Origin of the sequence: Sphingomonas oryzagri, from assembly GCF_029906645.1 — a bacterium.
In the GTDB taxonomy this organism is placed as follows: domain Bacteria; phylum Pseudomonadota; class Alphaproteobacteria; order Sphingomonadales; family Sphingomonadaceae; genus Solisphingomonas; species Solisphingomonas oryzagri.
The window spans coordinates 237,724-260,891 of record NZ_JARYGZ010000001.1 but is presented as its reverse complement, the minus strand read 5'-3'; the positions used below and the strand labels follow the sequence as shown (position 1 = coordinate 260,891).

Below are 23,168 nucleotides of genomic sequence, written 5' to 3'. Positions count from 1 at the left end.
GTCAGCCCTTGGGGCTGTCGGCGGTGAAGGCCGAGCAGCAGGGCTTGGTCACCGGCTGGAACTCCATCAGCTCGACGCGGCTGCCGTCGGGATCGTAGAGATTGGCCTGCCACTTGCCGTCCAGCCCCATCTGCGGGCCGTCGTGGCGCGGGCTGAGCCGGTCGCCAGCGATCAGCGTGGTCACCGCCGCCTCCATGTTGGCGACGCCGAGCGAGAAGTGGTTGAGCACGCCCAGTTCCTGCTGGTCGATCTTGGCGAGCGGCGTGGTGCTGCCATCGCCGACCATCATATATTCGATCCAGTCGTGCCCGTCAGGCACCTGCTGGGACACCCAGTCGGTCGTGCCCGCCTTCATCGAGCCCCACCAGTAAGGCCGGAAACCGAGCAGGGCGCGGTAGAAGCCGTCCTCCTTCGCCCGGTCGTGGACCGCGAAGCCGATGTGGATGATGCGGCTGCTGAGCGCGCCCGGCGCCGGCGTCGTATCGGTCGTGCCAGACTGGACGAACTGCACCAGATTGCCCTCGGGATCGCGGGCGGAGAACCATTGCCCTCCGTCGGGCGCACGCTGGACCGGCGAGACCTCGCGTGCATGATGGGCGGAAAGGTAGGCGCGGAGCTTCGCGGCATCGGCGGTCGAGAAGGCGACATGCGCCAGCCGGTTGATCCCCTCCCCCGTCGGCAGGGGCAACACCTCGACATATTGCTGCGGGCTGAAGCGGTAGATCGTGCCCTTCGCATTCTCGGGATCGGGATGCTTTTCGGCGCCGAGCTTCACCGCATAGAATTGGTCCGCAGCGGCAAGGTCGGCCGCATAGACCGCGATGTGCGAGATACCCGTGATCGCGGGGCGGTCCGCCGCCTCGGCCCCGCCGCTCGCCAGCATGGCCACCAATCCGAACGTGATCACCCCACGCATCGTCCCGTCTCCTCTCGTGTCGATGGGATGACGCCGGAGCGCTCCCATTCTTTCGTGCCGGCCGGTCAAATCACCACTCGACACAAAACATGGTATCGCTATCATAATCGAACGACAAGTCGGCACAGATCGCGGTCGCAAAACAGAGGAGATCGGGATGGCGCAGCAAGGGCTTTCGCATCGTGCGGCTTCGCGGGGGGCGATATCCGTCGCCCTGGCGGCATCCTCGCTACTGTTGACGGGCGCGGCGACGCCACCGCCTTCCTCCCCCACCCCGCTGTTTCGCAACGCCGATCTGCCGGCCGAGCAGCGCATCGACAACCTGCTCTCGCTGATGACGATCGACGAGAAGATCGACGCGCTCAGCACCAATTCGGGCGTGCCCCGGCTCGGCGTACCGAATTTCGGATCGTCGGAGGGCATTCACGGCGTGGTCCAGCGCGGCGCGGACAAGCGCCATCGCGATCCGATCCCGACCACCCAATTCCCGCAGCCGCCCGGCATGGGCGCCAGCTGGGATCCCGCGCTCGTCCGGCAGGCGGGCGGCGTCGAGGGCTACGAAGCGCGCTACATCACGCAGACGCCGCGCTACGATCGCCAGATCCTGATGCTGTGGGGTCCGCAGGCCGATCTCGCCCGCGATCCGCGCTGGGGCCGCAGCGAGGAAGTCTATGGCGAGGACCCGTTCTTCAACGGCACGATGACCACCGCTTTCTCGCGCGGGCTGGAGGGCGACGATCCGACATACTGGCAGGCGGCGCCGCTGCTGAAACACTTCCTCGCCAATTCGAACGAGGACAAGCGCACGTCGACCAGCTCCAATTTCGACGACCGGCTGTTCTGGGAATATTATTCCGTCCCCTTCCGTATGGCGTTCCAGAATGCCGGGGCAAGCGGAGTGATGGCCTCCTACAATGCCTGGAACGGCACGCCGATGGCGATCAACCCGGTGCTGCGCAGCGTCGTGATCGGGCAATGGGGCGTGAACGTCGTCTCCAGCGACGGCGGCGCGGTCAAGCTGCTGGTCACCGCGCACAAGCGCTTCGCCACCCAGAAGGAGGCGGTGGTCGCCACGCTTAAGGCCGGGATCAACCAGTATCTCGATACCTACAAGGACGAGATGCACGAGGCGGTGAAGGACGGCACCGTCACGGTGGCCGATCTGGACGAGGCGCTGCGCCGCAAGTTCCGCACCACGCTGAAGCTCGGCCTGCTCGATCCGCCGGAGCGCGTTCCCTACACCACGATCCACGACGGCCCGGCCCCGTGGGACGGCGCCAGGGACCAGGCCGTGTCGAAACGAATGGCGCTGGAATCGATCGTGCTGCTCAAGAATGCGGCGAACGCGCTACCGCTGCGCAGGGATCGTCTGAAGTCGATCGCGGTGATCGGCCCGCTCGCCGACAGCGTGCATTGGGACTGGTATGGCGGCCACCCGCCCTACGCCACCACGCCGCTACAGGGCATACGCGAGGCGGCCGGGCCGGGCGTGAAGGTCAGCTACGCCGCCGACGACAGGGACGGCGGCGCCACCGCTGCCGCGAAGGCTGCCGATGTCGCGGTGGTGGTGGTCGGCAACGATCCCACCTGCGGCCCCAACATGGCGAACGAATGGGACGATTCGGGCACCAAACCCTGCGCCGATCCCGGTGACGGGCGCGAGGGGCGCGACCGGGTGACGCTCACGCTTGCACAGGAGGATCTGGTCAAGCGGGTGAAGGCCGCCAATCCGCACACCGTGATGGTGCTGGTGTCCAGCTTTCCCTACACGATCGACTGGTCGCAGCGGAATGTGCCGGCGATCGTCCAGATGGCCCACGCCTCGCAGGACGAGGGCTGGGCGCTGTCGCGGGTGCTGTTCGGCGACTACAATCCGGGCGGCCACACCATCGTCACCTGGCCCGCATCGATGGACCAGTTGCCGCCGATGATGGATTACGACATCCGCCACGGCCGGACGTACATGTATTTCCGGGGCAAGCCGCTCTACCCGTTCGGTTTCGGCCTCAGCTACACCCGCTTCCGCTTCTCGCACCTGCGCACGGACAAGCCGGCGTTGCCGCGTGATGGGCAGGTCGATGTCAGCATCGACGTTACCAACAGCGGCAGACGGGCCGGCGACGCGGTGCCGCAGATCTACGTCCGGCACCTCGACTCCCACCTCCAGCGTCCTGCGCTCCAGCTGGTCGGGTTCAGCCGTATCCATCTGGCGCCGGGCGAGACGCGAACGGTACACATCCCCGTGCAGGCTTCGACGCTCGCTTACTGGGACGAGGCGAAGAAGGCGCTGGTCGTCGAGCCCGAGCATGTCGAGATCGTGGCGGGCAGTTCGTCCGCCGATCTCCCGCTCGCACAGAAGCTACCCGTCTCGTGAGGCGGCTGGCGATCGCCTTGGGTCTGCTCGCCGCCGCGCCTGTCATCGCACAGACCGCAGCGCCGATCCCGAAGATAGTCGAGGCCAACGGCCGTCACGCTCTTCTGGTCGACGGCAAGCCGTTCCTGATCATGGGCGCTCAGGCGCACAACAGCAGCGCGTGGCCGGCGATGCTGCCGAAGGTGTGGCCGGCGATGGACTATCTCGGCGTCAACACCGTCGAGCTGCCGGTCTATTGGGAGCAGATCGAGCCGGCGCAGGGCCGCTTCGATTTCAGCGTCGTCGACACGCTGATCGCACAGGCGCGCGAGCATCATGTGCGGCTGGTCCTGCTCTGGTTCGGGACGTGGAAGAACGGCAGCGCGCACTATCGCCCCGCCTGGATGAAGGCGCGGCCGGATCTCTACCCCAATATCGTCGATCGCGACGGCAAGCCGGTCGATTCCCCCTCGCCCCACTCCCGGCTTGCGCTGGATGCGGACGTCCGTGCCTTCTCAGCCTTCATGGGACATCTGAAGCAGGCCGATCCGCAGCGCACCGTCATCATGGTCCAGGTCGAGAACGAGCCGGGAAGCTGGGGATCGGTCCGCGACTTCTTGCCCGCCGCGCGGAAGGCGTTCGCGCAGCCCGTGCCGTCAGCGGTGCTGCGCGCGATGGGCAAGCCAGCCGGATCGGGTGCGAGTTGGCAGGCTACGTTCGGCGCCGATGCCGACGAATATTTCCACGCCTATTCGATCGCGCACTACATCGATCAGGTCGCGGCAGCCGGCAAGGCGATCTATCCGCTGCCCATGACCGTCAACGTCGCGCTGAAGGATCCCTTCCAGTCCGGCCCGCAGCCCGGATACGAATATGGCGGCGCGACCTTCAACGTCATCCCGATCTGGAAGGCAGCCGCGCCCTCGATCGACGTGCTGGCGCCCGACATCTACCAGCGCGACGACAAGCGCTATCTGGCCGTGCTCGATCAATATGCGCGGCCCGACAATCCGCTGTTCGTGCCCGAGACGATCAGCGCGCCGGACTATGTCCGCTTCTTCGATGCGGCGCTGGCGCGCGGCGCGATCGGCTTCGCGCCCTTCGGCATCGACTACACCCGCTATGCGGCGGACCGCCCCGGCGAGTCCGCGATGCGCGAGACCGATCTGGAGCAACTCGCGCTCAGCTACCATGCCGCCGGCCCGATGATGCGCGATCTTGCCCAATGGTCCTTCGACGGCAAGCTGAAGGCCGCGATCGAGGACGGGACGAAGCAGCCCGCCACGCTCGACCTCGGCGACTGGCAGGGCGAAGTGCGCTTCGGCATCGGCCCGCGTGGCGCGAACACGGGCAACGATCGCCCGATCGGCCGCATCCTCGTCGCGCAACTCGCGCCCGACGAGTTCGTCGTCACCGGCAATTATGCGGGCATTCGCTTCAAGCCGGTCGGGCGAAACGCCGGGAAGACATGGGAATTCCTCTCGGTGGAGGAAGGACAGTATATCGATGGCACGTTCCACCCGATCCGCATCTGGAATGGCGACGAGACCGATTATGGGCTGAATTTCAGCTCTGCGCCCCAGGTTCTCCGGGTCAGGCTCTCGGTTCGATGAAGGGCCTCGTCGTCTGATCGATCAGTGATCGAACGCCGCTATGATGGGGCACGGACCGGCCGAACCGTTCGCGCAGTCGTGCGCCAGGCGCGACAGCGAGGCCCTCGCCGCCTGCATCTCGGCGATCCGGGCATCCAGCGCGGCGATACGTGCTTCGGCGAGTTCGCGCGCGCGGGCGCGATCATCGACGGCATCCAGCCCCAGAAGCTCGCCGATCTCCTCCAGCGTGAAGCCCGCCGTCTGGGCCGATCGGATGAAGCGCAGGCGCCGCACATCCTCTTCGCCATAATGGCGGATGCCCGCAGCACGCGCCGGCTCGGCCAACAGCCCGCGACGCTGGTAATAGCGCACGGTTTCGACCCCGACACCGCCCTGCGCGGCAAGCCCTCCGATCGTCAGCATCGCCATGCCTTGACTCCGTACCATGGTACGGCCCCTATATGGGTCCGGACCGATGAGCCGCAAGGCACCGAGGACCGATATGACCAACCCATCCCCCAAGCGCGCGACACTCTACCGGATGGTGATGCCGACGCATGTCTGCCCGTTCGGACTGAAAGCGAAATACCTTCTGGAGTCGCAGGGCTACGCCGTGGACGACCATTGGCTCACCACGCGCGCCGAGACCGACGCCTTCAAGGCCGAACATGGCGTGAAGACCACGCCGCAGACCTTTATCGACGGCCAGCGGATCGGCGGCCATGACGATCTGCGGCGCTTTTTCGGCAAGCCGGTCCGCGATGCCGGCGCCACCAGCTACAGGCCTGTCGTCGCGGTCTTCGCGATCACCGCCCTGATGGCGCTCGCCGCCAGCCAGGCCGCCTTCGGCAGCCCCTTCACCATGCGAGCCGCTGAATGGTTCATCTCGCTCAGCATGTGCGTGCTGGCGCTGCTCAAGCTGCAGGATGTCGAGACCTTCTCCAGCATGTTCCTGGGCTACGACCTGCTGGCGCGGCGCTGGGTGCCCTATTCCTACGTCTACCCCTTCGCGGAGGCGGGCGCCGGCGTTCTGATGACGGCGGGCGTGCTCACCTGGCTGTCCGCCCCGGTCGCGCTGGTGATCGGCGGGATCGGTGCGGTGTCCGTGTTCAAGGCGGTCTATATCGACAAGCGCGACATCAAATGCGCCTGCGTCGGCGGGGCGAGCAAGGTGCCGCTCGGCTTTGTCTCGCTCACGGAGAATCTGATGATGATCGCCATGGCGGTCTGGATGCTGGCGAAGTGAGCGGGATCGATCGTCTCCGGGTCATGCGCGCGCGCTATCGATATAGCGCTGCGCGATCCCTTCCAGCAGCGTAAGCGGCACGTTGCCGGAAAGGACCATCGCGTCGTCGAAGCGCCGGAGATCGAACCGGTGGCCGAGTTCCGCCTGCGCCTTCAGCCGCAGCATGTTGATCTGGTTGTGGCCCATCTTGTAGCCGCAAGCCTGCCCCGGCATCACGCAATAGCGCGCGACCTCGCTCTGGATTTCGCCCGCGGTCGATCCGGTATTGGCGATCATCCAGTTCACCGCCTGCGCGTAGGGCCAGCGCTTGGCGTGGATGCCGGTATCGACGACGAGGCGGCAGGCGCGATAGCCGATCGACTGAAGATAACCGAGCTTGCCGAGCGGATCGCCGTCATAGGCGCCCAGCTCGTCGCCGAGCTGCTCGGCGTAAAGCGCCCAGCCCTCGGAATAAGCGTTGAAGGCGAGATAGGCGCGCAACAGGGGCAGCCGGTTGGCATATTCGCCCTGCCAGACATGGCCCGGTATGCCCTCATGATAGCAGAGCGTCGGCAGCGAGAAGCGCGGCCAGACGCTCGTGTCCTTGAGGTTGATGTAATAATTGCCCGGCACGCTGCCGTCGATCGAGCCGGCCGCCGCATAGCCGAGCGGCGCGCCATCCTGAATGGAGGGCGGCACACGCTTGATGACGAGGTTGCCCTTCACCAGCGTCGCGAAGGCGCGCGGCAGGCGCGTTCGGATGTCGGCGATGCGGCCGTTCAGATAGGCGAGCAGCTGCGCGCGGCCGGCATCGTCGTTGCTGAACAGCAGGTCGGGGCGCTTGCCGAGCGCGGTCATGCGCTCGCCCACCGTGCCCTTGGTCAGGCCCTGCGCCTTGAGCAGCACGTCCATCTCGGCCTGGATCTTCGCATTCTGCTCCAGCCCCAGCGCGTGCATGTCCTCCGCGCTCCTGGTCGTGGTGGTGCCCGCTCTCAGCGTCCAGGCATAATAATCCTCGCCGTCGGGCAGCTTCCACACGCCGGCATCGGATGTCGCGATCTGGCGCGACGCGGTGAGCGCCTCGATCTGCCGGTCGAGCGCGGGCGCCACCTTCGTGGCGCAGAGCACCCTGGCCTGATCGGCGAAACGCGCCGGCAGACCCGACGCCTCCGCCTTGCGGCGAAGCGCGTTCACCGCTTCCCACTGATCGACAGGCGCCGCGCGGCCCCCGTTCAGCTGCCCGAGCACGATGTCGAGGATGAAATCGGGCGGAACGACGTTGGCCTCCCGCTCCCGATCGATCCGCTCCGCCTCGGCGGAAAGCTCGCCTGCATAATCCTCGAGCCGCGCCAGATAGGCGTCCGCATCCGCGGCATTGGCGACCGGATGCTTGCTGTCGAGGAAGTCCGGAATATCGACGAAGCTGCCGCCGAGCTGGGTCACGGTATAGGGCGTGTTGCGAAAGTTGTTCTGGCCGTTGAGCACCGCCATGTCGCCATAGGGGAATCGCCAGCCGGCGACGGCCGTCCCGAAAGCCTCTGTCGCGACATCGACGGTGAGGCCGACACCGTCGGAGAGCTTGGCGCGATCGAGTGCACGCAGGTTTGCGAGCACCTCGGTCGCCCAGGTTTTGCGGCGCTGCTCGGCAGCGAGGGACCGGTCGGTCAGCCGCGAACGCAGTGCCGCCCGCTGGCCCATGTCGTTGCCCATGTAGGTGGCATTTTCAGGATATTCGGCGAGCAGCCGATCGATGATGCCGTCCAGCAGCGTCTGCGCGGCCGCATCGCCCGGCGCGACGCCGGCGGCCATGCCTCGATGGGGAAAAGCGACGTTCGCCATGACCGCAGTGGTGCCAGCCAGAACCGTCCTGCGATTGAATTCGCGCATCTATCTTTCCCCAGCCAAGAACGACCAGCACGCTCTTAGCGAGTGAGGGGGCGAGCGGCTACGGACCGACTTGCGAAAGACACGCCCGACGCGGTGCGAGCGCGGCGATGGTCAGCCCTCTCCCTCGGCCAGTTCCACCACCTCGAAGTCGTAGCGCTCCCAGCCACGCTGGCGGGCGGCATCCTCGGCCGCCGTCCGCTTGCCGTTTGCGTCCCGCAACGACTTCTCATGCCCCCAGAAAACCTCGGTCTTCCCGCCACGCAGATAGGCCACGATGCGCCAGTAATGCGTGAAGGGCGCCGAGGTCGGCCCGATCGTCTTGACATAGCCGTCCGCCATGGTGGCCGTCAGGATGCGCTTGCGCCTCGCCATGCCGTCGGCTTGCTCCTCACCGCCATCCCAGAACCGGCGCGACATGCGTCAGGATGCCCTCGATGACATGCGCGTTGTAATCGACGCCGAGCTGGTTCGGAACCGTCAGGAGAAGCGTGTCGGCCTCGGCGATCGCCTCGTCTGCGCGCAGTTGTTCGAACAGCCGATCGGGCTCGGCGGCATAGGAGCGGCCGAATATCGCGCGCATGTCGTCGATGACGCCGATATGATCGCCCCCCTGGTCGCGGCCGAAATAGGCGCGGTCGGTATCGTTCAGCAGCGGGAAGATCGAGCGGGATACCGACACCCTCGGTTCGCGGGCGTGACCGGCCTCCTTCCAGGCGGCCTTGAACTTGCGGATCTGCCGCGCCTGCTGAACGCCCAGAGGCTCCCCGCTCTCGTCGGCCTTCAGCGTCGAGGTCTGGAGGTTCATCCCCTTCTGCGCGGCCCACACGGCCGTCGCATCGGACGCAGAACCCCACCAGATGCGCTCGCGCAAGCCCTCGGCGTGCGGTTCCAGCCGCAGGAGGCCGGGCGGGTTGGCGAACATCGGCCGCGGGTTGGGCTGCGCGAAGCCACGCCCCTTGAGCAGCTCGAAGAACACCTCGCCATGGCGCCGTCCCATGTCGGCCTGGCTCTCGCCCTCCGGCGGCGCGTAGCCGAAATGGCGCCAGCCTTCGATCACCTGCTCAGGCGATCCGCGGCTGATGCCCAACTGCAGTCTGCCGCCCGAGATCAGATCGGCCGCGCCCGCATCCTCCACCATGTAGAACGGATTTTCGTAGCGCATGTCGATCACGCCGGTGCCGATCTCGATCCGTTTCGTCCGCGCACCGATGGCGGCGAGCAGCGGGAAGGGCGACGCGAGCTGGCGCGCGAAGTGGTGGACGCGGAAATAGGCGCCGTCGGCGCCCAGCTCCTCGGCGGCAACCGCAAGGTCGATCGACTGCAGCAGCACGTCGCTGGCCGAGCGCGTCTGCGATCCCTGGCCCGGAGACCAATGACCGAACGAAAGGAAACCGATCTTCTTCATGCCTCGCTCCACCGTGCGCGGGCGGTTCGGCGACCATGCGCCGCCCATGCTCGCGGTTGCTTCCCAAGGGGATGTAGGGATCGCTCGCGTGCGCCGGCAGTCGCATAAACTCCGCAGCGCCGTTCGGAAAATGCGAAAAGTTGTCGATGGCGAGAGGGCGGCCAGAAACCTGCCGCATCGCCATCGGCACCTCCTAGGCGGACGCCTCGGCCGAACCCATCGACATCAGGTGAATGCCGCCGGCGTGGCTTGCGAAACCACAACGCCTGCCGGTGAAGCGCTCGATGATGTCAGCGGCCGTGAGGCTGTGCTGGCTCGGCTTCACGGTCGTGAACCGTCCTCCACCTGCGAGCGCGAACGGCAGCAGCAACTGGTCCGCGAGGTAGGGGCCGGCAAAAGCGCCGGAGGCAAGGTAGCCGCGCATCCGCCCAACCGTCGTCCTGGCGACACGCTCGGCCGTCACGCCGAGCTGGCCGAAGCCGCTGAACACTTCGGTAACGTGCTCGAACGTCGCTTCCAGCAGCAACGCGTTGCCCGGTCCGAGATCGGCGGGCAATTCGCGCACATAGGCTTCACGCTCGGACCAGCCGAGAGACTGGCGCACCACCTTGATCTCGCGATCCGCGATGTCGAATGGCAGGCCTGTGAACAGCGCGCAGGCGCTACGCTCGATCAACGCGCCGCGCTCGACGCACTCGATCGGCACCAGCGGGGCCGGCGTGATCTCGACCTCGATCCGACCGCCGCCGCGCGGAAAGAAGCCGTGACGGAGCAACCGCGCATCCACCGTCGGCCCCATCCGATTGAGGATCGGGAGGAACGTGCGGGCGAGAAACTCGAACGGCGGCGCGAGCATGTTGTGGGTGCCGCCCTCCAGCACCAGCCGCGACGGCCTGTCGGCAAGGACGAGCGGCATCAGCACCGTCTGAAGAACGAGGGCCGTGCTGCCGGCCGTGCCGACCGCGAAGCGGTAGTCGCCGGGCATGACGGTGCCCGGCCGGAACGTCACATCGGACGAGCCGACCGCAAGGCCTTCGCACTCCGCGCCGCCGATCGAGCACGCCGCCTCGATCGCGGTGACGTGCTGCCGCATGAGCCCCGGCCTCTTGCGCTGGCCGCGCACGTTGAAGATGCGGACCGCCGTGCCGGTCACGAGCGACAGGGCGCACGCATTGCGTACGACCTGCCCTCCGCCCTCACCCTCGGATCCGTCGATCGTGATCATGTGTTCACCAGTTCCAGAAAGAGCTTGTCCGCTTCGTCGCGCCACCGGGCATCCGGATCGGGTTTGGGCAGGTCCGACGCCCGTCCGATCTCGTCGCGGATCAGGCGATCGAGATCGGGCACCCGCGCCCCGTTGTCGCGCTCGTTGGTTCGCGCCTTGGCCGCGACGAGCGTTTCGATTTGCGAGACCATGGCGCCTGGCAATTCGGCCATCGCGACCAGCGCCTGCAGATTCATCGGAGGTCGGATCCCCTGATGAAGCCTGAGCACGCGGATCGCGAGCGCCGGACGCAGCGCGTAGAAATACCTCTTCACCGGCACGTCATCGATGCCGTCGAGCCAGCGATCGGCCGCATCCCGCCCCAGGCGCGAATAATGATGAGCCAGCGCACGCGCATCGAGCACCCTGTCCGCCAGAGCGGCGATCTTCGTGATGAAAGGATCATCCGGTCGATAACGGATCGGGGACTGGATCCACTCGTTGACGACGGCATTCGACTTGAGCAGCAGACCAAGCGCCTTGCGGACGTCCCAGCCATTGAGGTCGATGTCGTCCTCGATCGGCGTCTCGATCACATCGCGTCCGGGGCTGAGCGACAGATACCAGTCGCGCGGCCGGACGTAGACGAACCGTACGTCGTAATCGCTGTCGGGCGAGGGAAAACCCCAGGCACGCGACCCCGACTCGACCGCCATCAGGAGACGCACGTCGTGGTCCGCCTCGATCCGATCGAGACGGGCCTGGATGTCGCTGCGGATCGCAGGTGCGATCGCGGTGTCAAGAACGGGCGTCATTTCAGTGGTCCGGAAAAGAGTGGTGCGCGTGAAGGACGCTAGCCCTTCACGCACACTACCTGCTTGAGGGTGTGGACAATCTCGACGAGATCGCTCTGTGCCGCCATCACCGCCTCGATCGGCTTGTAGGCCTTGGGCGTCTCATCGATCACGCCCTCGTCCTTACGGCATTCCACGCCGGCTGTGTCGGCGATGTGCTCGGCGAGCGTCACCGCCTTCTTGGCCGCGGTGCGGGACATCACGCGTCCTGCACCGTGCGAGCAGCTGTCGAACGCTTCCGGGTTGCCGAGTCCGCGCACGATGAACGACTTGGCGCCCATCGAGCCCGGAATGATACCCAGCGCACCCCTGGCGGCGCGCACGGCGCCCTTGCGGGTGATGAGCACGTTCTCGCCGAAATGGTTCTCCCGCGTCACGTAATTGTGATGGCAGTTGACCGCTTCAAGCTCGGCATCGAACGGCTTCGCGATCTGCGTCCGCAGCGCACGGATGACGTTGGTCATCATCATGCGCCGGTTGAGCGCGGCGAAATCCTGCGCCCAGCCGACCGCCTCGACATAATCGTCGAAATGGTCGGTCCCCTCCGGGAAGTAGGCGAGGTTCTCGTCCGGCAGGTTGACGAACCACTTGCGCATGTCCTGCTTCGCCAGTTCGATGAAGAAGCTGCCGATCGCATTCCCTACGCCGCGCGAGCCCGAGTGGAGCATCACCCACACGCGCTGCTCGGTATCGAGGCAGAGCTCGATGAAGTGGTTGCCCGTCCCCAACGTCCCCAGGTGCACGAGGTTGTTCGTGTTCTTGAGGCGCGGGTACTTCGCGCAAATCCGGTCGAACCGCTCGGCGAGCGTCGCCCAGGCGGCGACCACCTCCGGCGGCGGATCGCCCCAGGAGCCGGTATCGCGCTTGCCGCGCCCGACGGACCGGCCCACCGGCACCGCCCGCTCGATCGCGGCACGGATGCCTTCCAGCGTGTCCGGCAGGTCACTCGCGACGAGCGAGGTGCGCGCCGCCATCATGCCGCAGCCGATGTCGACGCCCACTGCCGCCGGGATCACGGCGCCCTTGGTCGGGATCACCGAGCCCACGGTCGCGCCGATGCCGACGTGGACGTCGGGCATCGCCGCCACATGCTTGAACACGAACGGCATCTGCGCCGCACGCGCAAGCTGGGCGCGCGCCTCGTCCTCGACGGGCACGCCGCGCGTCCACATCTTGATGGGCTTGCCGCCTGCGACGTGCTGGTAATCGAACATGGCCTCGGTCATCGTGACCTCCCTTCGAATCATCATGGTGCCGGCGACGAGGATTGGTGAGACCGATTGCGGAGTTGAACCGCTCAGCCTTGCGGCCTTTACCAGTGTAGTCCCATCCGGCATTCGCCAGCGTCAATAAGGTTCATGGCGACGAGTGTTCGACAGACTTCTCTCCGTTCTCGCGAACGGTCCCTGTTCTTCCGTTAAACTACGCGCCGATATGGACGGCGCGGCGGGATTCGAACCCGCATCCGGGGCGTGATAAGCCATGTAGTCTGTCAGGCATTCGCCATGAGAATCTCGTCCACGGCGACGAGGGGTGGAAAGGATGTCCCGAGGGACCGGTGCTCTATCCAACTGAGCTACTGCGCCTTTCGGTGCAGGCGGGACTCGAACCCGCGACAGCCGCATTACCAATGTAATCCTTCCCGGCATTCGCCGTGATGTTCGTATGCGGGCCGTGGCAACGAGGGGTGGCGAGACTGTCCTTGAGCTACCGCTGCAACGGGGGGACTCGAACCCCATCTTCCGGTTTCCCGAACGCTCTACTCTGGACTGTCGGGTTTCCCCTTTGGTGCAATGTAATCCCGCCGGCATTCGCCACGGCCCTGTCTTCTACAACTCCACTTGGCTAACGATCTCGACCCAGTCGCGCGTCTCGCCGGAGACGAAGCGCGCGATCGTGTCGAACACGCTGTCGGAGAAGCCCCCGACATTGAGGATATCCGCCCGGCCGGTGGCCTGCGTCGTGCCGTAAGGCTGCACGTCGATGCAGACGAGCCTGGCATCCGGATTCCGGCGCTTCAGCACGTCCCACTCGGCCATCGTGGCGGTCGCTCCGGCCCGGTTGGTATGCACCCAGGACTGATTGTCCGACACGATCACGACGAGATCGACCTTCGCCCGCTGAGCGTTCAGCAACGCGAGCGGTGCCGAGACGCTCGTCCCGCCCCCGCCAACCGCCGCCAGCTTCGCCGCGTTGACGGCGAGACGGGCACGCGGATCGAGCTTGAGCGTCACGACCGTCTGCTCGAACGGCAGCACACGGGCCGCACGGTTGGTCCGCAGCATCGCCGCCGTCACCAGGGCTGCGACATCGATGCACCGGACCTTCGACGAAGCACCCTTGCGATACCCCGTCACCGACGAGCTCATCGACCCCGACACGTCGGGGCAGACGACGATCTGGCCCGGCACCGTCGGTACGCTCTGGAGCGACAGCTCCAGCGCATCCTCGAGCGCGGCCTGCACCTTGAGCGGCACACCGTCACCGACCTGGCCCAGCGCCACCATCAGCTGATACGGCATCGGCCGGACCTTCTCGATGGCCTGCGCGTCGGCGAGACGGGCTGCGACCGCCTCGGTGATCCCGTTCACGTCGAACGCGCCTTTGCGCGCCAGCGTGTTCAGGTTCATCCGCAGCGCCTGCCAGCCCATCCGCGTCGCCAGCACCGCCCACTGCTCCGCACTCAGCGGAAAGGTGGTCAACCACTCGAACGGCACGGACGGAAGCGGGAGCGTATTGTCCTGCTTCCAGGCCTCGAACGCGGCGATCTCGGCGGGCAGCGCGGCGACGTCGTAGGGACGCCCGATCAGCCAGCCGTAGAAAGCCTTGCGCGCGGCATCTGCGGGCTTGGGGTGCACCATCTTGACGATGTCGGCGAGGCTCGGATCGGAACCCGTCGCCGCCGCCATCAGATCGCGCATCGACGCCTCCTCCAGCCAGCGCTGGACCAGCCGCTTCGGCCGCGAGCCAAGCGACGTCCGCCCCACCTGCCCCGAGCGCATGATCTGCACGAAGGAGCGCAGCATCCGCCCGCTGTCGATCACCCGTCCGAAGACCGGGACCGACAGATCCGGATCCGCCACCGTGAGATAGGCCGCGAGCAGCGCCGGCATGTCCTTCATCGACCCCGAGGACCGGGCGTAGACAGCCGCCTGCGCCACGAAAACCGGATCGACCGCGCGAGCGGCGTCGAGCACATCGGTGAGCTGCGTCTCCGCAGCTCCGTAGAAATTGTCCGCCAGCGTGCCGGTCGCCGCAAGCTGGGCGAGCTTGGCCTCAGGCCCATAAGCATAAGCCGGCGCGCCCTCGCGGTTGACCGCATCGGCGCGCGGCAGAAGCTTCGCCACGGCGCTCGCGAAAAGTCCCTTGTTGGCCATTGTCCAACTCCAATCCCTGTCCGTTCGGGGGCGGCCGGCCCATTCCAACCGCCCCGTATCCGGCTCCGCTGTCGAGAGGCCGATATGTCGCCTCACCGACGCCCATCACTTCGCAGGGAGCGTGCCAACTCATTCCCCGCTTCCAGAAAAATCTTACAACCCATTGTGATAACATTAAAAAAAACGACATCTTGAAATGAGGCCAGGAAGGCACGTGCTAAAAGAGCAACTCTTTCTATATCGACATGGATACGGATTTATCCCAAAGGATAAGAATGAAACCACTCGTCGTTCTTGGATTCCTTGGCTCCACGCTGGATGCGAGCAAGTTCGGCCCGACGCGCTGGAACAAGTGGCGCCCTACCGTCGGGCTGACGATGCATGAGGACCTGCGGGTCGATCGGCTGGTGTTGCTGCACGGCAGCGCCCACACCCGGCTCGCCAGCTACGTCACCGAAGACATCGCCTCCGTTTCGCCCGAGACGACGGTCGAACCGTACCTTCTCGATTTCAAGGACCCGTGGGACTTCGAGGAAGTCTATGGCAAGCTGCTCGACTTCGCGCGGGACTATCCGTTCGATCCGGAGGCCGAGGATTATCTGATCCACATCACCACCGGCACGCACGTCGCGCAGATCTGCCTCTTTCTGCTGACGGAAGCCCATTATCTGCCAGGGCGGCTGCTCCAGACGCAGCCGCGCCGGGGCACCAATGACGGGGTCGGTACCTGGACCGCGATCGATCTCGATCTCTCGCGCTACGACAGCATCGCGACGCGCTTCGCAGCGGCGAGCGCGGAGAGCACGTCCTTCCTCAAGTCCGGCATCGAAACCCGCAACCCCGCCTTCAACCGCATGATCGACGAGATCGAGCAGGTCGCGGGGCGCTCCAAGGCACCCGTTCTGCTGATGGGGCCCACGGGCGCGGGCAAGAGCCAGCTGGCGCGCCGGATTTACGAACTCAAACGGCTCAAGCATCAGGTAAAGGGGCCGTTCGTCGAGGTGAACTGCGCCACGCTAAAGGGCGACGGTGCGATGTCGGCCTTGTTCGGCCACAGGAAGGGCGCCTTCACCGGCGCGATCGCCGACCGCCCCGGACTGCTGCGCGCCGCCGATACGGGAATGCTGTTCCTCGACGAGATCGGCGAACTGGGCCTGGACGAGCAGGCGATGATCCTGCGCGCGATTGAGGACAAACGTTTCCTGCCGGTCGGTTCCGACAAGGAGATCGCCAGCGATTTCCAGCTGATCGCCGGCACCAACCGCGATCTCGGCCGCGCCGTCAACGACGGCCAGTTTCGCGACGATCTCTATGCGCGCCTGAACCTCTGGACCTTCGCGCTTCCCGGCCTTGCCGACCGGCGCGAGGATATCGCCCCCAATCTGGACTACGAGCTGGATCGCTTCGCCGAACGCGAGGGCAGCCGCGTCACCTTCAACAAGGAGGCGCGCGAGCGCTATCTGGCGTTCGCGACCGCGCCCGATGCCTTGTGGTCGGGCAACTTCCGCGATCTTGCCGCGAGCATTACGCGTATGGCGACGCTGAGCGCGACCGGGCGGATCGATGCCGAAGGCGTCGAAGCGGAGATCACCAGGCTGAGCCGGCTATGGTCGAACTCGGACGAACGAGACGACCATCTGGCCCGTTTTCTCTCCCCAGAACAGCTCGACGCGCTCGATCCCTTCGACCGGGCACAGCTTGCCACCGTGGTACAGACCTGTGTCCGCAGCCGTTCGCTATCGGAGGCGGGACGAAGCCTTTTCGCCGTGTCACGAACCAAACGGACCACGGCGAACGATGCCGATCGACTGCGCAAGTATCTCGCCCGCTTCGAGCTGAACTGGCAATCGCTTCAGGAACATGGCAGTTCCAGAAAGAAGCATGGCGGCTGACAGTCGCTTCGAGACTGCCGCCCCCCCCGAGCAGGTCGCCAGAGTGAATTGCTATTCGTTCACGAGGTGACAAATAATCCGACGCGGCGGCTTGCGTTCGATGCAAGCATTATATCACGCTCTGCCTCAACAAGCCTTACGAGACGCCACCGCTGCCAGCCGAAATGATCTCACGCTCAAACAACATCCTCGACATCGAATCCACTCACATGTCCACAGGCATATGTTCGAAGCCTGGAACACCAATTGGCAAATCGACTTCTACCCACCCTTCCGAGATGCGGGCGTCGAAAATCTTCAGTGGCTTGTAACTGCCACCGACACATCGTCCACCTTCCAACTCAAATCTCGCGCCATGGAGCGGGCACATTACCGCGCCACGCCGGATCCGGCCGGTCGAGAGGCGGGAAGCGGCATGGGGGCAGCGATCCAGGGTTGCATGGACCCGGCCATCGATGACGACCAGCATCACCGGCCAACCTTGCAGCACAAGCCCCGCCGGCTGGCCTTCTTCGAGTTGGTCGAGACAGACGGCACGGTGGTAATTGCCATGTCCCATCGCTGCTTCGACATGCGTTTTCATTGGGCGAGAAAGCCGTTGTCGACGAGGAATTCGCTGCCATTGACGAAGCTCGATCGGTCGGACAGCAAGAATATGATCGCGTCCACCACCGCATCGGGGGGCACGAACCGGCCCGACGGCTGCAATCTGCGCATCTCGTCCTCCACCTCTGCCCCCGCACCGAGCTGGCGGACGATTTCCGCCACCATCGGCGTCTCGGTCATCGCCGGGTGCAGCGAGTTGACCCGGATGCCGTCGGCTGCCGCGATCGCCTCCAGCGCGGCCGATTTGGTCAACATCCGCACTGCCCCCTTGCTGGCGCAATAGGCCCCGGCATGCGGAGCCCCCGCGATCCCGGCAGTGGAGGAGATGTTGACGATGGAGCCGCGCCCCGCCGCGATCATCGCCGGCAGGACGTGCTTGAGCCCGAGAAAGCAGCCTTCGACGTTGACGGCCATGACGCGCCGGAAATCCTCGATCGCCATCGCCGTGACCGGCGCCATGACGATGATGCCAGCGCAGGCGACCAGTCCATCGATCCGCCTGAACCGCGAAAGCGTATCCGCGACGGCATCCTTCCAGTCCGCTTCCAGCGTCACATCGTGCCGCCGGGCCAGCACACCTTCGATCGCGATATCCGACCGGTCGAGCGCCACAACCTGCGCCCCCGCCGCATGAAGCCGCTCGGCCGTGCGCCTGCCGATCCCGGACGCCGCCCCCGTGACGAGGACGACACGGCCAGCCAGTTCCTCATCGGCGCTCATGTCCGCGCATCCGCCAGCCAGGCGACGCCCCGCCGCAGCAATTCCTGATAATTGGGATCGTCCCACGGGCCGCGAACCACCGGCGCCTCGTCCATCATCGGCACCATGTCGAAGCGGCCGCAGGCATGGCCGAGCGGCATGTAAAGGACGCCGCCGTCGCCATGATCCTTCACATAAAGCTGAGGACGGGGCGGATCGTCCGGCCAGTCGCCCAGGACATAGCCCGGCGCCTGCCCCTTGTAGCGCGCCGACAGCAGGACCCGGCTCTCGCCAATCGGGGTCGCGATATAGGGTTCATCGACGATATCGAAGTCCTGAAGACCCGCCGTGATCGGATGCTCGTGATCTTCGACGTGAATGTGCATCGGCTGCGCTGCCAGATGCGCGAGAAAGCGACTGCCAAGCAGGTCCATGAAGAGCGGCGCGATATGCTCTCCCGTAGGCTTCACGAGGCCGGGAATATGGATCCCGCTGGTCACGATCGCTGGACCGTCGGTGAACTCGAGATGCGCGTTCGCAGCATGGATCGCGAACAGACGGCCGCCGCCACGCACGAACGCATCGAGCGCCTCCGCCTGGCGATCGGTGGGCATCAGGTCGCACGTGTAGAGAACGATCCCGGCATAACCCGCCAGATCGTCCACGCCGTCATAGCTATGGCCGCAGGTAGCGCGGATGCGATCATCCTCGGCCATCACCTGCAGCAGGGTCAGCCGGGCGAGATCGAAATCGTGGTAGCGCCCACCCGTGACGATGTGAATGCGTGCCGGCCCGGTCATCAACGGTCTCCCGATCTGGGCGCATCGCCCATCAGATAGCGATCGATGGTCTGGTGGAAATGACGCAGCCGCACCTCCTGATCACCCAGGATCATACCCCGGAATCCGCGCGAGGCCGTGCCCTTCTGCATGGTCGGCATGTTGGTGCCGTCCTGCTGGAGGACGTTGGCGAGCACCGGATCGAATGTGCCAGCGAAGGCATCCGCATAATCGGGCAGTTCGTCATGACGGTATAGCTGGTGATCGACGTCAGGCACGGGGGAGCCCGGCGGATCGTGCCGGGTGATGAGGAAATCGTAATAGCAATAACCGGGATCGCTCTCGTGCGGACGATAACGGAAGACGATCGAATATTCCGGTGTCGAGGTGATCGTCGTGCCGGGAAAGAAGGTGTAATGGTATTGATGGACGAGTTGCTCGTCGTTCATCCGCCTGTAGGGCAGATAGGTGTCGTCCTGCATCGCCCGCTTGCGCGCCACCACGTCGAGATGGGCGTCCTTGGCGCTGCCGGCATAATCTTCGGGCAAACCGAGCATCCGCGCGCGGAATGGCGTCACCGTCTCCCGGTCGTCCAGTATCTCGCTCACCGTATGGTTGAAATTGAGCATGCGGCTATGGATGCCGAGCAATTCGATCGGCACGTCGAATCCCTCGGCGAAATTGAGGAACTCGGGGTGCAGCGCCTCGAAATGATAGCTTTCGTTGAAGGCGTCGTGGGCATGTTTCCAATTGCCCTGCCACTCGAACGTCTTGTGATCGACGAAGGTAAAGCGATCGAGCTCATACGTTTCCAGATGGCGCCCCGCCTCCCCCAGATAGTCGATCAGCGGCATCGCCGCCGGATCCATGTTGAACCAGATCCAGCCGCCCCAGCGATCGACCTTGAGGGGTGGTAGCGCAAGTTCGTCGGCCGGCACGCCGTTGCGGAACTGCGTGAAGAGCTGCGGGTGCATCACCCGGCGCAGGGAGCCGTCGATATTCCACTCCCAGCCGTGGAACGGGCATTTGAAGATCGCGACGTCGCCGCGGTCCGTTTGGCAAAGCAGGTTGCCGCGATGCTGGCAGACGTTGAAAAAGCCACGCACGACGCCATCCTCGCCGCGCACGAAGAGCAGCGATTCCTTGCCCAGCGTGTGAACCCGGAACGAGCCGGGATCGGGCAATTCGCTCTCATGGCAACCGATATTCCAGGTCTTGGTCCAGATCATGTCCCACTCGCGGGCCATGAAATCGCGCGAGTGGAAGCGCTCGCCGTCGATCCGGCCGGATCCGATGTCCGGAATGGGTTTGCGCGGCAGAAACGGGGCGGCCTGATGGTCGCCCGGAGTACCGCGCGCAGCGAGAAATTCCTGCTCGATCTTCGCCATCGTCAAACCTTCCTATCGCGCTGTCCAACCGCCATCGACCACGAGTTCGGCGCCGGTGATGAAGCTGCTCTCATCGGATCCCAGGAACAGTACCGCCGCCGCGATCTCCCCGGCGGTGGCGAGCCGGCGCATCGGGGTCATCGCGGCCAGCGCTGCGAGAAGATCGCCCTCCCCATCCATCTCGGCGGACCCTCGTTCGGTCATCGCGGTTCGGACGAAGCCGGGATGCACCGAATTCACGCGGATCGGCAGACCGGCTGAGGCAAATTCGACAGCCAGCGATCGGCTGAGCATGCGCACCGCCCCCTTGCTGGCCGCATAGGCGCTGCTCTGCGCCATGCCGACCATGCCGAGGATCGAGGAGATGCTGATCACGCTCGCCCAGCCGCGTCCCCCGCCGCCGGCCTCGGCGAGCAGGGGGCGCATCGTGCGGGCGCCCAGGAACGCACCCTCCGCGTTCACCCTCATCGCACGCCGCCAGTCATCGACCGGCATGTCGGCAACGTCGCCGGTGGGCGCGATGCCGGCATTGTTGACGAGGATATCGAGGCTACCGCCGATATGCTTTGCCGCAGCCTGCCAATCCGCCTCGCAGGTGACATCGAGACGGAGATAGCGTGCGCCGTCCCCTGCAATCTCCCGCGCCCTGTCCACGCCGTCCGGTGCGAGATCGGCCAGCCACACGCTCGCCCCCTCCGACGCAAAGCGCGCGGCGATCGCCGCACCGATGCCGCCGAGCGCGCCGGTCACGAGCGCGACGCGCCCGGACAGGCGAGCCGATTGCAACGGGGGAGAGGAAGCCGCCATGACTCCTCAGAACTTATATTCGAAGGCGAGGCCGATCGTGCGCGGGAACGGGATCTGATATTGCCCGCCCGGAACGGACAACGGTCCCCGCGTGTTGCCGATATTCTCCGAGAACACGGCGAGATCGAAGCTGTCGTTGCCGACACCCGCCCGCGCGGCGCCAAGGCCGATCCAGGGCGCATAGCGACCGTCGAACACGCTCTGTTGGCGCGAGCGATAGGTGTATCGGCCGCTGGCACGGAATTCGAGACCCTTGGAATTGATCGGCCGCGTATAGGTTCCGGAGATCGCGAACGTCGTCTTTGCGGTGCCCGGCAGTTGATGACCGGGCGCCAGCCACGGCAGGCTGACCGCCACTTGCGCGATCGTGTCCTCGATGGTCGTCTTGTTATGGTTGCCGCTCAGGTTGATGGTGAGGCCGGTCAACGGCGTGCGCCAGTTGATCTCCCCATCGATACCACGGCCATGGACGTTGCCGACCGGCACGACGACCGTCTGCAGCGTCGGCGAAATCTCGATCGCCGCGTGCTTCCAATCGAAATAATAGCCGGCAAGGCTGATGCGGACCTTGTTGTCGAACAGGCCCCATTTCACCCCGCCCTCATAGTTCCACAGCGTGTCCGGGGACGAGGAATTGGAGAAATTGGTGCCCAGCGCGAGATTGGCGCCGGCCATGATCGAGGTCGAGGTGATCGCGCCGCTGCGGAAACCCTTGGCGACCTCCGCGTACACCATGCCATCGCCGATATGCCATGCCAGGTTGACGCGCGGGTTGAACGTGCTGTGCTGCGCCCGATCGACACCCACGGTCGGCGTGGTGGAGCCGAGCGAGATCAATGTGATCGAGCTGTTTTCGTCAAATTGCCGCTTCTCGTGATAATAGCGCCCGCCGATCGTCAGATCGACCTTTCGGTCGAAGAACGAATAGGTGCCCTCACCATAAATGGCATAAGCCTTGCTGCGCAGGGTGTTGTCGTTGAACGTCGCGAGGCCGGTGATCCCTGGCAGCGCATAATCGGGCAAGGACACGCTTTGTCCGCCGACGGTCTTGCCGTTCGTGTAGAAGACGCCGACGATATATTTGAATGGGCCATTGCCGTTCGACGTCAGCCGCGCGTCCTCGTTGAAGTTGGTGCTCGTCAGCGGCCAGAAGGAATCGAAGCGGCCGATACCGGGGATCACGCCGCCATTGTTGGTGACGACGGTATTCTTGATATAGCCGGTCGTACTCTGCAGCGTCGCGAAGCCGAGATCATATTCGATGTCGCCGGTGTAGATTGAATATTTCGAATTCGCGATACCGAACGTCTGATCGAGCGCCGGCGGATCGAAATAGGTCAGGCGATTGGAATAATTCTGGTTGGACTGATTGCGCCAATAGGTGAATCGCAGTTTCAGATTGTCGGTCGGCTCAGCCAGCACCTTGACCCGCCCGGTGAAGCTGTGCGCGTCGTTGGCATTCTTCTCGCCGGACGGGATCGCGTCTGCGTAGCCGCCGATCATATTGTAGCTGGCGACAGCACGGACAGCGAGCTTGCCGGGAATGATCGGTGCGTTGAACATGACGTCGGCGGTGCCGTTCGGCTGTCCGCCATCGGTTCCCGATGCGCTGAGCCGGACCGAGCCGTGGAAGGCGTTGAGATCGGGGTCGTTGGTGAGCACCTTGATCGTGCCGCCCAGTGATCCGAGGCCGTAAAGCGTGCCGGACGGGCCGCGCAGCACTTCGACACGCTGGAGGTCGTAGAAATCGGCGGCCGGCGCGAAAGGCCGGCCGGGCAATGCGAAGGCGAAATTGTCGAGATAATAGCCGACCGTCGCATCGCCGTCCGTCTCGGACGCCGCGACGCCGCGGATCTGGAATACGTTGCTGCCCGCCGAGATCGTGGATCCGATCGTCGCGCTGGGCACGAGCTGGATGGTCGCAGCGATGTCGGTGATACCGGAACGGAGCAATTGGGTGCCGCCCAGCGCCTGCACGGGTTGCGGCACCGACTGCAGCGACTGTTCGCGCCGCTGCGCCGTCACGACGATATCCTGCGACGCCGGCGTCGAAGCGGCGGCGTCTGCCGTCTGCGCGATCGCCACGCCCGGCAAGAGCGTCGTCGCAAGCCCCGTGGCCAGACAGGCCCACGCGCAATTCTGCCGCAAGAACACCTTCATCACCCTTCTCCCGCCTTGCTCGCT

The 23,168-nt window shown here is 65.3% G+C and carries 19 protein-coding genes; 4 read left to right on the top strand and 15 right to left on the bottom strand.

Features of this window, described 5'->3' with window-relative positions:
- Position 1: 1 nt before the first annotated feature.
- Entirely contained in the window at positions 2-916 is a 915-nt protein-coding gene (locus QGN17_RS01310; RefSeq protein WP_281042713.1) for a VOC family protein, read from the bottom strand.
- Between the two features lie 235 nt (positions 917-1,151).
- Here QGN17_RS01310 and QGN17_RS01305 point away from each other — a divergent pair, with 235 nt between their 5' ends.
- Both QGN17_RS01305 and QGN17_RS01300 read left to right on the top strand, forming a co-directional pair.
- On the top strand, positions 1,152-3,290 hold the full coding sequence (locus QGN17_RS01305; protein ID WP_281042712.1) for a glycoside hydrolase family 3 C-terminal domain-containing protein: 2,139 nt from the start codon (positions 1,152-1,154) through the stop codon (positions 3,288-3,290).
- A complete protein-coding gene (locus QGN17_RS01300; RefSeq protein ID WP_281042711.1) occupies positions 3,287-4,882 on the top strand; it encodes a DUF5597 domain-containing protein in 1,596 nt (531 codons plus the stop codon). The genes QGN17_RS01305 and QGN17_RS01300 overlap by 4 nt, the downstream gene beginning before the upstream one ends.
- Positions 4,883-4,903: 21 nt before the next feature.
- On the opposite strand, the gene QGN17_RS01295 is transcribed toward QGN17_RS01300, so the two are convergent.
- Entirely contained in the window at positions 4,904-5,290 is a 387-nt protein-coding gene (locus QGN17_RS01295) for a MerR family transcriptional regulator (protein WP_281042710.1), read from the bottom strand.
- Positions 5,291-5,363: 73 nt separating this feature from the next.
- On the opposite strand from QGN17_RS01295, the gene QGN17_RS01290 reads away from it, so the two are divergent.
- On the top strand, positions 5,364-6,107 hold the full coding sequence (locus tag QGN17_RS01290) for a glutaredoxin (RefSeq protein ID WP_281042709.1): 744 nt from the start codon (positions 5,364-5,366) through the stop codon (positions 6,105-6,107).
- 21 nt (positions 6,108-6,128) lie between these two features.
- On the opposite strand, the gene QGN17_RS01285 is transcribed toward QGN17_RS01290, so the two are convergent.
- From QGN17_RS01285 to QGN17_RS01255, 7 genes are all read right to left on the bottom strand, one after another.
- Positions 6,129-7,973 (bottom strand): DUF885 domain-containing protein, encoded by a 1,845-nt coding sequence (locus QGN17_RS01285; protein WP_281042708.1) that lies wholly within the window; start codon positions 7,971-7,973, stop codon positions 6,129-6,131.
- Positions 7,974-8,084: 111 nt separating this feature from the next.
- Positions 8,085-8,345, bottom strand: a complete 261-nt coding sequence (locus QGN17_RS01280; protein ID WP_281045120.1) for a hypothetical protein — start codon at positions 8,343-8,345, stop codon at positions 8,085-8,087.
- 16 nt (positions 8,346-8,361) lie between these two features.
- Positions 8,362-9,378: an LLM class flavin-dependent oxidoreductase gene (locus tag QGN17_RS01275; RefSeq protein WP_281042707.1), complete on the bottom strand. Its 1,017-nt coding sequence runs from the start codon at positions 9,376-9,378 to the stop codon at positions 8,362-8,364.
- A 193-nt stretch (positions 9,379-9,571) separates the two neighbouring features.
- Positions 9,572-10,603, bottom strand: a complete 1,032-nt coding sequence (rtcA, locus tag QGN17_RS01270) for an RNA 3'-terminal phosphate cyclase (protein ID WP_281042706.1) — start codon at positions 10,601-10,603, stop codon at positions 9,572-9,574.
- Positions 10,600-11,397, bottom strand: a complete 798-nt coding sequence (locus tag QGN17_RS01265) for a nucleotidyltransferase domain-containing protein (protein ID WP_281042705.1) — start codon at positions 11,395-11,397, stop codon at positions 10,600-10,602. Before QGN17_RS01265 ends, rtcA begins: the two co-directional genes overlap by 4 nt.
- A gap of 38 nt (positions 11,398-11,435) precedes the next feature.
- Positions 11,436-12,662 (bottom strand): RtcB family protein, encoded by a 1,227-nt coding sequence (locus QGN17_RS01260; RefSeq protein WP_281042704.1) that lies wholly within the window; start codon positions 12,660-12,662, stop codon positions 11,436-11,438.
- A 603-nt stretch (positions 12,663-13,265) separates the two neighbouring features.
- Positions 13,266-14,783 (bottom strand): vWA domain-containing protein, encoded by a 1,518-nt coding sequence (locus QGN17_RS01255; RefSeq protein WP_281042703.1) that lies wholly within the window; start codon positions 14,781-14,783, stop codon positions 13,266-13,268.
- 305 nt (positions 14,784-15,088) lie between these two features.
- Between QGN17_RS01255 and rtcR the strand changes: the two genes are divergently transcribed.
- Complete coding sequence (gene rtcR / locus QGN17_RS01250; protein ID WP_281042702.1) at positions 15,089-16,705, top strand: RNA repair transcriptional activator RtcR; 1,617 nt, start codon at positions 15,089-15,091, stop codon at positions 16,703-16,705.
- 205 nt (positions 16,706-16,910) lie between these two features.
- Here rtcR and QGN17_RS01245 read toward each other — a convergent pair whose 3' ends face one another.
- The 6 genes from QGN17_RS01245 to QGN17_RS01220 are packed head-to-tail and all read right to left on the bottom strand — an operon-like array spanning position 16,911 to position 23,144.
- A complete protein-coding gene (locus tag QGN17_RS01245; protein ID WP_281042701.1) occupies positions 16,911-17,288 on the bottom strand; it encodes a Rieske (2Fe-2S) protein in 378 nt (125 codons plus the stop codon).
- Positions 17,285-18,031: an SDR family oxidoreductase gene (locus tag QGN17_RS01240; RefSeq protein ID WP_281042700.1), complete on the bottom strand. Its 747-nt coding sequence runs from the start codon at positions 18,029-18,031 to the stop codon at positions 17,285-17,287. The genes QGN17_RS01245 and QGN17_RS01240 overlap by 4 nt, the downstream gene beginning before the upstream one ends.
- Positions 18,028-18,810, bottom strand: coding sequence for a ThuA domain-containing protein (locus QGN17_RS01235; protein WP_281042699.1), 783 nt, complete (start codon positions 18,808-18,810; stop codon positions 18,028-18,030). The genes QGN17_RS01240 and QGN17_RS01235 overlap by 4 nt, the downstream gene beginning before the upstream one ends.
- On the bottom strand, positions 18,810-20,177 hold the full coding sequence (locus tag QGN17_RS01230) for an aromatic ring-hydroxylating oxygenase subunit alpha (protein ID WP_281042698.1): 1,368 nt from the start codon (positions 20,175-20,177) through the stop codon (positions 18,810-18,812). The genes QGN17_RS01235 and QGN17_RS01230 overlap by 1 nt, the downstream gene beginning before the upstream one ends.
- A gap of 12 nt (positions 20,178-20,189) precedes the next feature.
- Entirely contained in the window at positions 20,190-20,984 is a 795-nt protein-coding gene (locus QGN17_RS01225; RefSeq protein WP_281042697.1) for an SDR family NAD(P)-dependent oxidoreductase, read from the bottom strand.
- A gap of 6 nt (positions 20,985-20,990) precedes the next feature.
- Positions 20,991-23,144, bottom strand: coding sequence for a TonB-dependent receptor (locus QGN17_RS01220; protein ID WP_281042696.1), 2,154 nt, complete (start codon positions 23,142-23,144; stop codon positions 20,991-20,993).
- Positions 23,145-23,168 lie beyond the last annotated feature (24 nt).

Excerpts from the sequence above, each read along its gene's own strand:
- QGN17_RS01310 (WP_281042713.1), bottom strand. The coding sequence starts at position 916 with ATGCGTGGGGTGATCACGTTCGGATTGGTGGCCATGCTGGCGAGCGGC.
- QGN17_RS01295 (WP_281042710.1), bottom strand. The coding sequence starts at position 5,290 with ATGGCGATGCTGACGATCGGAGGGCTTGCCGCGCAGGGCGGTGTCGGG.
- QGN17_RS01290 (WP_281042709.1), top strand. The coding sequence starts at position 5,364 with ATGACCAACCCATCCCCCAAGCGCGCGACACTCTACCGGATGGTGATG.
- QGN17_RS01285 (WP_281042708.1), bottom strand. The coding sequence starts at position 7,973 with ATGCGCGAATTCAATCGCAGGACGGTTCTGGCTGGCACCACTGCGGTC.
- QGN17_RS01280 (WP_281045120.1), bottom strand. The coding sequence starts at position 8,345 with ATGGCGAGGCGCAAGCGCATCCTGACGGCCACCATGGCGGACGGCTAT.
- QGN17_RS01275 (WP_281042707.1), bottom strand. The coding sequence starts at position 9,378 with ATGAAGAAGATCGGTTTCCTTTCGTTCGGTCATTGGTCTCCGGGCCAG.
- rtcA (WP_281042706.1), bottom strand. The coding sequence starts at position 10,603 with ATGATCACGATCGACGGATCCGAGGGTGAGGGCGGAGGGCAGGTCGTA.
- QGN17_RS01265 (WP_281042705.1), bottom strand. The coding sequence starts at position 11,397 with ATGACGCCCGTTCTTGACACCGCGATCGCACCTGCGATCCGCAGCGAC.
- QGN17_RS01260 (WP_281042704.1), bottom strand. The coding sequence starts at position 12,662 with ATGACCGAGGCCATGTTCGATTACCAGCACGTCGCAGGCGGCAAGCCC.
- rtcR (WP_281042702.1), top strand. The coding sequence starts at position 15,089 with ATGAAACCACTCGTCGTTCTTGGATTCCTTGGCTCCACGCTGGATGCG.
- QGN17_RS01245 (WP_281042701.1), bottom strand. The coding sequence starts at position 17,288 with ATGAAAACGCATGTCGAAGCAGCGATGGGACATGGCAATTACCACCGT.
- QGN17_RS01240 (WP_281042700.1), bottom strand. The coding sequence starts at position 18,031 with ATGAGCGCCGATGAGGAACTGGCTGGCCGTGTCGTCCTCGTCACGGGG.
- QGN17_RS01235 (WP_281042699.1), bottom strand. The coding sequence starts at position 18,810 with ATGACCGGGCCGGCACGCATTCACATCGTCACGGGTGGGCGCTACCAC.
- QGN17_RS01230 (WP_281042698.1), bottom strand. The coding sequence starts at position 20,177 with ATGGCGAAGATCGAGCAGGAATTTCTCGCTGCGCGCGGTACTCCGGGC.
- QGN17_RS01225 (WP_281042697.1), bottom strand. The coding sequence starts at position 20,984 with ATGGCGGCTTCCTCTCCCCCGTTGCAATCGGCTCGCCTGTCCGGGCGC.
- QGN17_RS01220 (WP_281042696.1), bottom strand. The coding sequence starts at position 23,144 with ATGAAGGTGTTCTTGCGGCAGAATTGCGCGTGGGCCTGTCTGGCCACG.